This is a genomic window from Azospirillum oryzae (genome assembly GCF_008364795.1).
Taxonomy (GTDB): Bacteria; Pseudomonadota; Alphaproteobacteria; order Azospirillales; family Azospirillaceae; genus Azospirillum; species Azospirillum oryzae.
The window spans coordinates 162,547-175,241 of record NZ_VTTM01000003.1 but is presented as its reverse complement, the minus strand read 5'-3'; the positions used below and the strand labels follow the sequence as shown (position 1 = coordinate 175,241).

12 protein-coding genes are annotated in these 12,695 nt (G+C 69.6%); 5 read left to right on the top strand and 7 right to left on the bottom strand.

The features are described from left to right. Positions 1-135: 135 nt before the first annotated feature. The 5 genes from FZ938_RS12325 to FZ938_RS12305 all read right to left on the bottom strand — a co-directional run bounded on the left by FZ938_RS12325 (position 136) and on the right by FZ938_RS12305 (position 5,227). Entirely contained in the window at positions 136-843 is a 708-nt protein-coding gene (locus FZ938_RS12325) for a response regulator (protein WP_149198783.1), read from the bottom strand. 35 nt (positions 844-878) lie between these two features. After that, positions 879-1,622 carry an amino acid ABC transporter ATP-binding protein gene (locus FZ938_RS12320; RefSeq protein WP_085091901.1) on the bottom strand — a complete coding sequence of 248 codons (744 nt, stop codon included), beginning with the start codon at positions 1,620-1,622 and terminating at the stop codon, positions 879-881. 21 nt (positions 1,623-1,643) lie between these two features. Beyond that, positions 1,644-2,846, bottom strand: coding sequence for an amino acid ABC transporter permease (locus FZ938_RS12315; RefSeq protein WP_149198782.1), 1,203 nt, complete (start codon positions 2,844-2,846; stop codon positions 1,644-1,646). Then, positions 2,843-4,000 (bottom strand): amino acid ABC transporter permease, encoded by a 1,158-nt coding sequence (locus tag FZ938_RS12310; protein WP_149198781.1) that lies wholly within the window; start codon positions 3,998-4,000, stop codon positions 2,843-2,845. The genes FZ938_RS12315 and FZ938_RS12310 overlap by 4 nt, the downstream gene beginning before the upstream one ends. 177 nt (positions 4,001-4,177) lie before the next feature. Then, positions 4,178-5,227: an amino acid ABC transporter substrate-binding protein gene (locus FZ938_RS12305; RefSeq protein ID WP_149198780.1), complete on the bottom strand. Its 1,050-nt coding sequence runs from the start codon at positions 5,225-5,227 to the stop codon at positions 4,178-4,180. Positions 5,228-5,531: 304 nt separating this feature from the next. Between FZ938_RS12305 and FZ938_RS12300 the strand changes: the two genes are divergently transcribed. Together FZ938_RS12300 and FZ938_RS12295 are read left to right on the top strand one after the other, a co-directional pair. Then, positions 5,532-6,557 (top strand): sensor histidine kinase, encoded by a 1,026-nt coding sequence (locus FZ938_RS12300; RefSeq protein WP_149198779.1) that lies wholly within the window; start codon positions 5,532-5,534, stop codon positions 6,555-6,557. Between the two features lie 145 nt (positions 6,558-6,702). After that, a complete protein-coding gene (locus FZ938_RS12295; protein WP_149198778.1) occupies positions 6,703-7,419 on the top strand; it encodes a hypothetical protein in 717 nt (238 codons plus the stop codon). Between the two features lie 19 nt (positions 7,420-7,438). Here FZ938_RS12295 and FZ938_RS12290 read toward each other — a convergent pair whose 3' ends face one another. Both FZ938_RS12290 and FZ938_RS12285 read right to left on the bottom strand, forming a co-directional pair. Then, positions 7,439-8,155 (bottom strand): ChrR family anti-sigma-E factor, encoded by a 717-nt coding sequence (locus FZ938_RS12290; protein ID WP_149198777.1) that lies wholly within the window; start codon positions 8,153-8,155, stop codon positions 7,439-7,441. Beyond that, positions 8,152-8,826: a sigma-70 family RNA polymerase sigma factor gene (locus tag FZ938_RS12285; protein WP_149198776.1), complete on the bottom strand. Its 675-nt coding sequence runs from the start codon at positions 8,824-8,826 to the stop codon at positions 8,152-8,154. Before FZ938_RS12285 ends, FZ938_RS12290 begins: the two co-directional genes overlap by 4 nt. A gap of 216 nt (positions 8,827-9,042) precedes the next feature. Between FZ938_RS12285 and FZ938_RS12280 the strand changes: the two genes are divergently transcribed. Genes FZ938_RS12280 through FZ938_RS12270 form a run of 3 tightly spaced genes read left to right on the top strand, consistent with a single transcriptional unit; the run spans position 9,043 to position 12,688 of the window. Beyond that, positions 9,043-10,446 carry an NAD(P)/FAD-dependent oxidoreductase gene (locus FZ938_RS12280; protein ID WP_149198775.1) on the top strand — a complete coding sequence of 468 codons (1,404 nt, stop codon included), beginning with the start codon at positions 9,043-9,045 and terminating at the stop codon, positions 10,444-10,446. Further along, on the top strand, positions 10,446-11,429 hold the full coding sequence (locus tag FZ938_RS12275; protein ID WP_149198774.1) for a DUF1365 domain-containing protein: 984 nt from the start codon (positions 10,446-10,448) through the stop codon (positions 11,427-11,429). Before FZ938_RS12280 ends, FZ938_RS12275 begins: the two co-directional genes overlap by 1 nt. Beyond that, positions 11,426-12,688 (top strand): SAM-dependent methyltransferase, encoded by a 1,263-nt coding sequence (locus FZ938_RS12270; protein ID WP_149198773.1) that lies wholly within the window; start codon positions 11,426-11,428, stop codon positions 12,686-12,688. Before FZ938_RS12275 ends, FZ938_RS12270 begins: the two co-directional genes overlap by 4 nt. Positions 12,689-12,695: the final 7 nt, after the last annotated feature.

Here is a 12,695-nt window from a genome sequence, read left to right as displayed (position 1 = left end):
CCCAGGTTGCCGAGCGCGTGGCCGCCGCAAGACTGAAGCGACGGGGGAGTTTGCTCGGGGTTCGGTGGATGCGCCCTCTCCCGCCCCGCTCTCCCTCTCCCCGGGGGAGAGGGGATCCAGGGGGAGAGGGAGTGTTTACCCGTCCTGCGTGACGTCGCCGGCGAAGAGGTAGCCGGTGCCGTGGACGGTGACGATCAGCCTCGGGTCGGCGGGGTCGGTCTCGATCAGGCGGCGCAGGCGGCGGACGAGGCTGTCGATGGTGCGGTCGGTCGCGTCCGTCTTCCGCCGGGTCGTCGCCGTCAGCAGATAGTCGCGGTTCATCACCCGGCCGGGATTGCAGACGAAGGTCGACAGCAGCTCGAACTCCGCACCGGTCAGCCGCACCGGATTGCCCTGCGGGTCGGTCAGGCGCATGCGGTCCAGCCACAGCGTCCAGCCGGCGAAGCTGCGCCGGCGGTCGTCGCGCTGGTCGCCCGGCGCCTTCAGCCGGCGCAGCAGATTCCGCACCCGCGCCAGGATCTCGCGCGGCTCGAACGGCTTGGCGATGTAGTCGTCGGCCCCCATCTCCAGCCCGATGATGCGGTCGAGCTTCTCCGCCCGGCTGCTGACCAGGATGATGCCGATCTCCGACGCCGCGCGCAGTTCGCGGGTCAGGGTCAGCCCGTCCTGGCGCGGCAGCCGGATGTCGAGCAGCACGAGGTCAACCGCCGTCGTCGTCAGCAGCTCCTTCAGCTCCTCGGCGCTTCGGGCCAGCAGGACGTCGAAGCCCTCGTCCGTCAGGTAGGACTTCAGCGTCTCGCGCGTCACCGCGTCGTCGTCGGTGATGGCAATGGTCGCCGGCATGGCCCTCTTATCCGCCTCTCAGCGCCCCTGTCGCCTCAATGTTCCAGGATCTGGCCCAGGAACTGGCGGGTGCGCTCGCTTTTCGGGTTCTCGAAGAATTCGGCCGGCGACCCGCTCTCGATGATCGAGCCCTCGGCCATGAAGACAATAGAGTCGGCGACCTGCCGGGCGAAGCCCATTTCGTGGGTGACGCAGACCATGGTCATGCCCTCGCCCGCCAGCTCGGTCATCACGTCCAGCACCTCCTTGACCATTTCGGGGTCCAGCGCGGAGGTCGGCTCGTCGAACAGCATGATCTCCGGCCGCATGCACAGCGCGCGGGCGATGGCGACGCGCTGCTGCTGGCCGCCGGACAGCTGGCCGGGGAACTTGTGCGCCTGATCGGGGATGCGCACCCGCTTCAGGTACATCATGGCGATTTCCTCGATCTCCGACTTCGCCATGCCGCGGACCCAGATCGGGGCCAGCGTCAGGTTCTGCAGGACGGTCAGGTGCGGGAACAGGTTGAAGTTCTGGAACACCATGCCGACCTTGCGGCGGATCTTCTCCACCGCCTTGACGTCGTCGGTCAGCTCGATGCCGTCGACGATGATGTGGCCGGTCTGGTGCGCCTCGAGCCGGTTGATGCAGCGGATCATCGTCGACTTGCCCGAGCCCGACGGCCCGCAGACGACGACCTTCTCGCCCTTCTTGATGCTGATGCTGACGTCGCGCAGCGCGTGGTAGCTGTTGTACCACTTGCCGACCTTGCGGAGTTCGATGATGGCGTTCTCGGTCATGACGTGTCTCCAGAAGGCCGGTCAGCGGCGGGTGTAGCGGTTGGCCAGACGCTCCAGCCACTGGCTGTAGCGCGACATGCTGAAGCAGAAGATCCAAAACATCAGCCCGGCGAAGACATAGACCTCGGCGAAGTAGGGGCGCCATTCGGGGTCGGTCGTCGCCACGGTGGCGGCAGTCAGCAGGTCGTACAGGCCGACGATGGTGACCAGCGAGGTGTCCTTGAAGGCGCTGATGAACTGGTTGACGATGGGCGGGATGACGATGCGCAGGGCCTGGGGCAGGACGATCAGCACCGTCTTCTGCCAGTAGCTGAGGCCCAGCGCGTCGGCGGCCTCGTACTGGCCCTTGGGGATCGCCTGCAACCCGCCGCGCACGGCTTCGGCAAGGTAGGCGGCAGTGAACAGGGTCATGCCGGCCAGTGCGCGCAGCAGCTTGTCCACCGTGACGCCTTCCGGCAGGAACAGCGGGAACATCACCGACGCCATGAACAGGACGCTGACCAGCGGCACGCCGCGCATCGTCTCGATGAAGCCGACGCAGAAGGTGCGGATGGCGGGCAGCGACGACTGGCGGCCCAGCGCCAGCAGGATCGACAGCGGGAAGGCGATGGCGATGGAGAAGACCGACAGCATCAGCGTGATCGGCAGGCCGCCCCAGCGGTCGTTCGGCACATAGCTGAGACCGGCGACGCCGCCCCACATCAGCACGCCCATGCCGACCAGCGTCAGCGCCCAGGCGCCGGCCAGCCAGGGCCGCCAGAAGGCGCGCACGCCGCTGGCGCCCAGCATCGCCACGAACAGGGCGCAGGCCAGGAAGGGGCGCCACTGCTCGTCATAAGGATAGGTCCCGAAGAAGATCAGCCGGTGCTTGACCACGATCACCGACCAGCAGGCACCGGCCGCCTCGCGGCAGGCCTCCGACGAGCCGGACCAGCTGGCCTTCAGCAGCAGCCAGTTCGCCGCCGGCGGCACCACCAGCCACAGCAGGCCGAGGCAGGCGAGGGTCAGGACGGTGTTCAGCGGCGTGTTGAACAGATTGTCCTTGGCCCAGCCGAAGGGCTTCAGCGCCGTCATGCCGTTGGCCTGGGGCGGGGCGGAGGCCTGGGTCGGCTCCTCCTCGTAGGAGGCGGCCCAATGGGCGGGGGGGACGGGACCGGTGGGAATGGGACCGGCGGAGACGGGGGCCTGATCGGCCGGGAACTGCTTGCTCATCGGGTCCCTCATCGCGTCACTAGGGCCACGCGGCGGTTGTACCAGTTCATGAAACCGGAGATCGCAAGGCTGATGATGAGATAGACGACCATCATCATCGCCACCGCCTCCACCACCTGACCGGTCTGGTTGGCCGAGGTGTTGGAGACGCTGACCAGATCCGGATAGCCGATGGCGACGGCCAGCGAGCTGTTCTTGGTCAGGTTCAGATACTGGCTGGTCAGCGGCGGCACGATGACGCGCAGCGCCTGCGGCAGGATGACGAGGCGCAGGATCTTGCCCGGCGACAGGCCCAGCGCCAGCCCGGCCTCCGTCTGGCCATGCGGCACGGCGAGGATGCCGGAGCGCACGATCTCGGCGATGAAGCCGGCGGTGTAGACCGACAGGCCGATCAGCAGCGCGGTGAATTCCGGGGTGACCGACCCGCCGCCTTCGAAGTTGAAGCCGGACAGCACCGGCACGTCGAAGGCCAGCGGCGCGCCGGTGGCGACGAACACCAGGGCCGGCGGCAGCAGCACCGCGGCGATGGCGGCCGGCAGGGTGGGGAAGGGCTTGCCGGTGGCCTCGCGGTGGCGGCGGCCGTGGCGGACGATGGCGATGGCGGCGGCGATGCCGGCGATCAGCGCCAGCAGGGCCCAGCCATGGCCGGCATGCTCCACCAGAACCGGGAACTTCATGCCGCGGTTGCTGAGGAAGATGCCCGGCACCACCTCCAGCGCCTCGCGCGGGCTGGGGAGCCGGTTCATGATGGTGTACCAGACCACCAGCTGCAGCAGCAGCGGCACGTTGCGGATCGTCTCGACATACAGGGTGGCGAAGCGGTTCACCATCCAGTTGGAGGACAGCCGCGCGATGCCGATCAGCACGCCCAGCACGGTCGCCAGCACGACGCCCGCGGCCGACACCGCCAGCGTGTTCAGCAGGCCGACGACCAGCGCCTTCAGATAGGTGTCGGACGCGGAATAGGACAGCAGGCTCTCGCCGATCTCGAAGCCGGCCTCGCGGTGCAGGAAGCCGAAGCCGGTGGCGACGCCGCGGGTGGCGAGGTTGGTCAGCGTGTTGGAAACGAGATACCAGGCGACGGCGAGGGCGCAGGCCAGGAACAATGCCTGATACAGCCACCCCCGCACGCGCGCGGAATTCAGCGCCTGGACCGGGTTTGTCATGGTGTTGCTCCGTGCGGGGGAGTGAGGCGTGGCGGACACTTGCCCCCACCCCGACCCTCCCCCGCTGGGCGGGGGAGGGAGTCTGTCGCGGGGTGGCGGAGTTCCCTCCTCTGCGATCGGACCGGCCTCTGGCCGGCCGAGAGCGGGGGAGGGTTAGGGTGGGGGCAATACGCGGCCTTACTTCATCGGCGGGGCGTACATCATGCCGCCTTCGGTGTAGAGGGCGTTCTGGCCGCGCGGCATCTTCAGCTTGGAGCCGGCGCCGACGTTGCGCTCGAAGCTCTGGCCGTAGTTGCCGACCTGCTTGATGACGTTGAAGGCCCAGTTCTCCTCGACGCCCAGCGCCTTGCCGTTGCCGGCGGTGACGCCCAGCAGGCGCTTCACGTCCGGATCGGGAGAGGTCATGGCGGCGTCGACGGTCTCCGACGTCAGGCCCTTCTCCTCGGCCTGGACCATGGCGTAGAAGGTCCAGGTGACCAGGTTCATCCACTCCTCGTCGCCCTGGCGGACGGCCGGGGACAGCGGCTCCTTAGAGATCAGCTCGGGCAGGATGACGTAGTCGTTGGGGTTCTGCACCTCGGCGGCGCGGATGGCGGCCAGCTGCGAGGCGTCGGAGGTCAGGGCGTCACAGCGGCCGGCGAAGAAGGCCTTATTCAGCTCCTCGTTCTTCTCGATGACGACCGGCTTGAAGGTCATCTTGTTGGCGCGGAAGTAATCCGACACGTTCTGTTCGGTGGTGGTGCCGGGCAGGACGCAGACAGTGGCGCCGTTCAGCTGCTTGGCGCTCTTCAGGCCCAGCTTGGCCGACACCATGAAGCCCTGGCCGTCGAAATAGTTGGTCGGGCCGAAGTTGAGGCCGTTGGCGGTGTCGCGGGTCAGGGTGCGGGTGGTGTTGCGGGCGAGGATGTCGATCTCGCCGGACTGGAGCGCCGGCAGGCGCTGCTGCGCCGACAGCGGGGTGTACTTCACCTTTTCGGCATCGCCGAACATGGCGGCGGCGACGGCGCGGCACATGTCGACGTCAAGGCCCGACCACTTGCCCTTGTCATCCGGGGCGGAGAAGCCGTACAGGCCCAGGTTGACGCCGCACTGGACATAGCCCTTCTGCTTCACGCCGTCGAAGGTGGCGCCGGCCTGGGCGGTGCCGGAGAGGGCGAGGGCGGAGACGGACAGGGTGGCCGCGATGGCGAGCGCGCTCAGATGGGACTTCACGGGGCGGGTCTTCACGGGGCGGGGCTCCTTCAGCCTTGGTCGTTCGTGGGGCGCCGGGGCGGAAGGCTCCGGCCGCCGCGCAACGTCACAATCGCTCCGTGGATTGAACAAAGTGCCCGCCCGGCATGAACGGATGTGGCGGAGTTGTGAACAGCTTTGGACGAATCGGGCGCGTGGGCGGCGAAGGCAGCCGCCGGGCTTCGCCCGACGATGGTCACGGGGGGCGGCCGTTATTTCACGTGCACGGACTTCTCCCTGACCTTACAAGCGACGAGTGCCGGTCATATGTCTGTGCAGGGAATTGGGGGAAGTGACGTCGATGGGGTCCGATCGGCCGGTCTTGCACTGGTTCGCGCGCTTTTCGCTGCTGCGGCGCGGCCCGGCGGCGCGCTATGGCATGGCCGTGCTGACCTTCGCCTCAGCCCTGCTGTTGCGCCGGCTGGTCGACAACACCCTGCCGCCCGGCTTTCCTTATCTCACTTTCTTCCCGGCGGTGATCCTGACCACTTTCATTGCCGGGCGGGGGCCGGGGGTGGTGACGGCGGTGCTTTCGGGGCTGGCAGCCTGGTATTTCTACATCCCGCCCTTCGACAGCTTCGCCCTGGATGGGGCGGTCGCACTGGCGCTGGTCTTCTACGCAGTGGTGGTCGCGGTGGATATCGCGCTGATCCATGGAATGCAGGTTGCGCTGGACCGCCTGCAGGAGGAGCGCCGCCGAACCGCCTCCCTGCTGGAGGCGCAGACCACCATGTTCCACGAACTGCAGCACCGCGTCGCCAACAACATGCAGTTCGTCTCCTCCCTGCTGGATTTGCAGAGGCGGTCGGTCGCCCGCTCGCCGGACGGGGCGATGGCGGCGCTGGAGGAGGCGGGACGGCGGCTCGACACCATGGCGCGGGTGCATCGGCGGCTGCACGATCCACGCTCCGGCGACGAATTCGGCAGCCATGTCGAGGCGCTGTGCCGGGACATGCTGGCGGCGGCCGGCGTCCCCGGCGTGGCCTGCCGCGTGGCCGTTCGGGCAGCGCCGCAATCGCCCGAACGGGTGCTGGCGCTGGCGATGCTGATCGTCGAGGCGCTGACCAACAGTCTGAAACACGCCTTCGCCGGCCGCGGCGGCGGCACCGTCACCATCGAACTGAACCCGGTGCCGGACCAGCCGGGCCAACTGCATCTGCTGGTGATGGACGACGGCATCGGCCTGCCGGACGGCTTCGATGTGCAGCGCCTGCCCAGCCTGGGCTGGAAGATCATCCAAAGCCTCGCCGCCCAGCTGTCCGGCGACCTGAGCCACGGTCCCGCCGACGGCAGCGGCACGCGGATCGATCTGCGCTTTCCGGCCTGACCGCCATGCTTGCCCCGACATCCCCCCGGCATCCCCCCGACATCCATGGTGGCTTTTCCATCGCCAGACGGCGAACTATCTGTGATCCTGCCGGTTGCTGCGGGGACCGGCAGGGGACGGACCAGCGACAGCGGGAGGGGGACTTATGGCGACGCTGAAGGAATTCGAGGACGCGCTGAAGGCGGCGGGCAACACGGCCGCGCTGGAGATCCTTGAGTCCCTGAGGGCGCGCGACCGCTCCCAGCGCTCCGTCCGGCCGGCCCGGCGCCTGACCGGGCGCAAGATGACGCCGGAGCTGGCCGCCGAGATCCTGCACCTGCACGAGACCACCAACATGACCCAGCAGGAGATCGCCTTCCAGCTGGGCGTGAACCAGGGCCGGGTGAACGAGGTCATCAAGCGCCGCAAATGGCTGACCGACAGTCCCGAGGCCCCGGAGGCCCAGGCCCGCGAAAAGGCCAAGCAGCGCGCCAAGGAAGGCGTCGGCGTCGCCCCGCGCCGGCCGCCCCGGAAGAAGAAGGAAAAGGTGGAGGCCGCTCCCGAGGCTGCACAGCCCGCCGAGCCGGCGGCGGAGGTGGCCGTGGAAGCGGTGACGGCGCCGGAACCGGTCGCTCAGGAACCGGCCGTGCAGGAACCGGCCGTGCAGCCGGAACCGGTGGCCGAACCGCCGATGCCGATGGCCGCGCCGGAATTGCCGGTGGAGCAGCCCGAAGCGGCAGCCGGATCGCCGGCCGAACCGGCACCCGAACTGCCGCCTGAGCTACCGCCCGACGTGGCGAAGGAAAAGGCGAAGGGGAAGGCGCGCAAGCGGGGCAAGGACAAGGAACCGCCGGCGCAGCTGCTGTTCAAGGATCTGCTGTAGGCAGCCTACAGCCCGCAGCCTATAGCCCGATGAAGGGCTGCATCAGCCGGCCCATCAGACCGGTGAAGCGCAGCGGCGCGTCCGTCGCGATCAGGCAGATGCAGTCGCGGTGGCTGTCGGCGATGGGCTGGTGGTTGGTGTCGCCGTCGACCTCCGCCAGATCGCCGGGGCCGTAGCGGCCGAGTTCGTCGGCGAAATGGCCGCTCAGCACCACGGTCAGCTCCAGCCCGCCATGGCCGTGGTGGGGCAGGGCGGTGCCGGGGGCGATGCGCAGAAGCTGGGCCGCGCCGCCCGACGACGTGCGCGGCAGCAGCTCCACCCGCCGCACGCCGGGAGCCAGCCGCTGCCAGGACAGGGTCTCCAGCGAGGGCACATAGGCGCGCAGCGGACCCGGGAGGGACGCGGCGGCAGGGCCGGCGGGGCGGCTGCATCGCGGCCGCATCCGCATGGCCTTGCAGGGATTGCCCGGCGCCTCCTCCCGCTCCAGCCGGTCGAGGGTGGCGGCGAGCGACAGGTTTTCCAGCGGAGCCGGCGGCAGATCCTCCAGCAGGGCGCCGCCCAGCGCCTCCACCTCCGCCAGGGTGGCGCGGCAGTCGGGGCAGTGGGCGAGGTGGACGGCGACGGCCAGCGACAGCCCTTCTCCCAGGCTGCCCGCGCCATAGGCCACCAGCAGGGCGTCGCTGGGGTGGTGGTTCGGCAGGACGAGTTGGCGGGCGGCGGGTTGGCGGGCGGTCATCGGTCGTCGTCTCCCAGCGCCTTGCGGATCTTGGCCATGGCCAGACGCAGGCGCGATTTCACGGTGCCCAGGGGAACGTCCAGCCGTTCGGCAATGGCCGGGTGGGCGAGGTCGGCGAAGAAGGACAGCTGCACCACCTCCGCCTGTTCCGGCGTCAGCGAGGCCAGTGCGCCGCGCAGCCGGCGGGCGCGGCGGTCGCCGTCCAGCACTTCGTCGGCGCGGGGGCGGTCGTCCTCATGCTCCTGCAACTCGTCGTCGGAAACCTCCGGATGGCGCTCGCGGCGCAGCATGTCGATGCGCAGGTTGCGCGCGATGGTGAATACCCAGGTCGCCGCCTCCGCCTTCGCCGGGTCGTAGAGCGAGGCCTTGCGCCAAACCGACAGCATGGTGTCCTGCGCCAGATCCTCCGCCCGCTGCGCCGGCATCCCCAGCTTCAGCATGTAGGCCTTCACCCGCGGGGCGAAGTGGGCGAACAGCCGGGCGAAGGCCGCGCGGTCGCCCGCCGCCACCGCGACCAGATCGGCCGACTGGTCCGCCGCCAGCCTTGCGGCGGCGGGATCGGCCGCCGCTGGATTGGCCGACACGCGGGCGGCCTGTCCGATCCTTTTGGGATCCGGCGTCCGGTCGGCTCCGGCGGCATGCGTCAGAAGGGAAGCCAATTGGGCGATCATGGCCACGATACGCCGCAGCCTGTGCTTCGGATCACCGCCGATCGCGTCTTTTCGACGCTGGCGGGAAAGCGTGGGCGTGGCGATGATCCAACCTCGATCGGTCGCCGTATCTCGATCACAGGCCGGCGCTACCCATTTCGGGTTAGGGTCCGGGTTCAAACGCCGCCAAGCCCCCCGACAAGATCCGCCCCCGACAAAATCTCCAAGGACCGCCCCATGCCGCTTTCCCCGCCCGACCTCACTGCACCGGCGCCACTCGACATCGCGGTGGTCGGGTCCGGCATCGCCGGGCTGTCGGCGGCCTGGCTGCTGTCGAAGGCGCACCGCGTAACCCTCTATGAGAAGGAGGACCGGCCGGGCGGCCATGCCAACACGGTGGAAGTGGAGGGGGAGGCTGAGGGCGCCACCCCGGTCGATACCGGCTTCATCGTCTACAACGAGCCCTGCTATCCCAATCTGGTCGCCCTGTTCGACCATCTGGGCGTGCCGACGCGGGCGACGGACATGAGCTTCTCCGCCTCGCTCGACGGCGGGCGGGTGGAGTATGCCGGCACGCCCGGCGCCCTGTTCGCGCAGAAGCGCAACCTGCTGCGCCCGCGCTTCTGGCGGATGATCGCCGACATCCTGCGCTTCTACCGCGAAGCGCCGGGCCTTCTGGCGGAATTGCAGCAAGGCCCGGCGGCGGAGACGCTGACGCTGGGCGACGTGCTGGACCGCGGCGGCTATTCCGACGCCTTCATCCGCGACCATCTGCTGCCGATGGCCGCCGCCATCTGGTCCAGCCCGGCGGACGCGATGCGCGGCCTTCCCGCCGCCGCCTTCATCCGCTTCTGCGACAACCACGGCCTGCTGAAGCTCAAGGGCCGGCCGGTCTGGCGCACGGTGGAGGGCGGCAGCCGCAGCTATGTCGGCCGCATCCTGGCCGACATGCCCGGCGCCCTGCGCCTGAACTGCGCGGTGGAGGGCATCGTCCGCGAGGAGGGCCGCGTGCTGCTGCGCGACCGCCGCGGCGACTTGCGCGCCCATGACCATGTCGTGATCGCCACCCATGCCGATCAGGCGCTGGCCCTGCTGGAGGATGCCGGCGGGGAGGAGCGCCGGCTGCTGGGCGCCTTCGGTTACGAGCGCAACCTCGCCATCCTGCACAGCGACCCCGCCCTGATGCCCAAGCGTCGGGCGGTGTGGTCGAGCTGGAACTATCTGGCCGAGCGGCGGGACGGCGGCCAAGACGGCGGACAGGACGCCCTGTGCGTGACCTACTGGATGAACCGGCTGCAGGGCTTCCTGCCGCGCGAGCGCGACCTGTTCGTCACGCTGAACCCCATCCGTCCGCCGCGCGAGGGCAGCATCCTGCGCAGCGTGCTCTACGACCACCCGATCTTCGGGATGGAGGCGCTGGCGGCGCAGCGGCAGCTGTGGAGCCTGCAGGGCCGGCGGCGGACATGGTTCGCCGGGTCCTATTTCGGCGCCGGCTTCCACGAGGACGGGGCGCAGGCGGGGTTGGCGGTGGCGGAGGCGCTGGGCGGCGTGCGCCGGCCCTGGACGGTGCCGAACCCGTCGGGCCGCATCCATCCGGGACCGGCGCCGGCAATCCGCAGCGCAGAGCTGGAGACCGCGTGATGGAGCCATCCCGCTTCGCCTCCGGCCTTTATGTCGGCACGGTGATGCATCACCGGGTGAAGCCGGTGCGGCACCGCCTGTCCTACCGGGTGTTCAGCCTGCTGGCCGATCTGGACGAGCTTCCCCGGCTGGACCGCGAATTGCGGCTGTTCGCCCACAACCGCTTCGGGCTGATCGGGTTCCGAGACCGCGATTTCGGGCCGTTGGGGGAGGATGCCGGAGAATCCCCTCTCCCCCCCGGGGAGAGGGTTAGGGTGAGGGGGGAGCGCGGCGAGGATCTTCAAGAGTCGCACACTCCACGTTCCCACGGAATCCACCCCATGCATCCCCCTCACCCCGACCCTCTCCCCGGGGGGGAGAGGGCGAGTTGGGCCATCAAGGGCTGGGCCGAAGGCCAGCTTGCCGCCGCCGGGATCGAGGGGGGCGGGCCGATCCGGCTGCTGTGCTTCCCACGGGTTCTGGGATTCGTCTTCAACCCGCTCTGCGTCTGGTTCTGCCACCGCCGGGACGGGACGCTCGCCGCCATCATCCATGAGGTGTCCAACACCTTCGGCCAGCGCCACGCCTATCTGATCCCGGCGGCGTCCGGACCGGACGGGCTGGTGCGCCAGCAGTGCGACAAGCGCTTCTACGTCTCGCCCTTCATGGATATGGAGACCGCCTATCATTTCCGCATCCGCCCGCCCAAGGGCGAAGCGGGGGAGCCGCTGGAGGTCGCCATCCGCCAGACCGACGCCGGGGGGCCGGTGCTGCATGCGTCGCTGACATTGAGGCGGGTGGAGCTGACCGACGGCGCCATCCTGCGCGCCTGGGCCCGCCACCCGCTGATGACCGCCAAGGTGGTGGCCGGCATCCATTGGGAGGCGCTGCACCTGTGGCGCAAAGGGCTGGCGATCCGCCCGCGCCCGCCGGCCCCGGCGCATCCCGTCACAGTCGTGAAAGATATCGTTGTTCCTGACCGTTTCCGAGAAGGCCATTCATGACCGACATCGCTACCGACATCGCTGCGACCGCGCCTCGACGTCACCCCCGGTGGCTGCGGCTGGTGACCGGACGCGACCTGTGGACCGGCGCCCTGATGAGGATGGCCGGCGGCATCCGCCGGGGTGAATTGACCCTGCGCCTGCCCGACGGGCGGACGATGTGCGTCGGCGATCCGGCCGAGGGTCCGCGGGCCGACCTGACGCTGCTCGACGATGCCGCGGCGCGGCGGCTGATGCTGGGCGGCGCGGTCGGCATGGCGGAGGCCTATGGCGACGGGCTGTGGCGCAGCGGCGACCTGCCGGCGCTGATCGAACTGGCCATCCGCAACGAGGCGGCGATCGGCGGTGGGGCCAGGGAGGGAGGTTTCAGGGGCACGGTCGCGGCGGCGGCGGCCAACCGGCTGTTCCACCGCAGCCGCGCCAACTCCCGCCGCGGCAGCCGCCGCAACATCGCCTTCCACTATGACCTGGGCAACGACTTCTACCGGCTGTGGCTCGATCCCGGCATGACCTATTCCTCCGCCCTGTACGAGCGGGAGGGGCAGGGCCTGGAGGACGCGCAGGAGGCCAAGATCGCCCGCGTCGCCGACCTGCTGCAACTCAGGCCCGGCGACCGGGTGCTGGAGATCGGCTGCGGCTGGGGCGGGATGGCCGAGCATCTGGCCGGCCGCCGCGGCGCCTCGGTCGTCGGGCTGACCCTGTCGGCGGAGCAGCTGGCCTTCGCCCGCGCGCGGCTGGAGCGGGCCGGGCTGGCCGGGCAGGTCGATCTGCGGCTGATGGACTATCGCGATGCTGGAGGCAGCTTCGACCGCATCGTCTCCATCGAGATGATCGAGGCGGTGGGGGAGGAGCATTGGCCGCGATATTTCGCCGCCCTGCGCGACCGGCTGGCGCCCGGCGGGGCGGCGGTGGTCCAGGCGATCACCATCGACGACGCGCGGTTCCCGCGCTACCGCCGCGGCTGCGACTTCATCCAGCGCCACATCTTCCCCGGCGGCATGCTGCCCTGTCCGTCGGCCCTGCGCGCCGAGGCGGAGCGGGCTGGGCTGGTGGTGGAGCATGTGGAGACTTTCGGCGACTCCTATGCCCGCACCTGCGCGGAGTGGCGGCGGCGCTTCCTGGAGGCCGGGCCGCAGGTGGCGGCGATGGGATTCGACGACCGGTTCCGCCGGCTGTGGGACTATTACCTCGCCTATTGCGAGGCCGGGTTCCGCGCCGGGACCATCGATGTCGGGCTCTGGCGCTTTCGCAAGCCGTGAGCGGAGG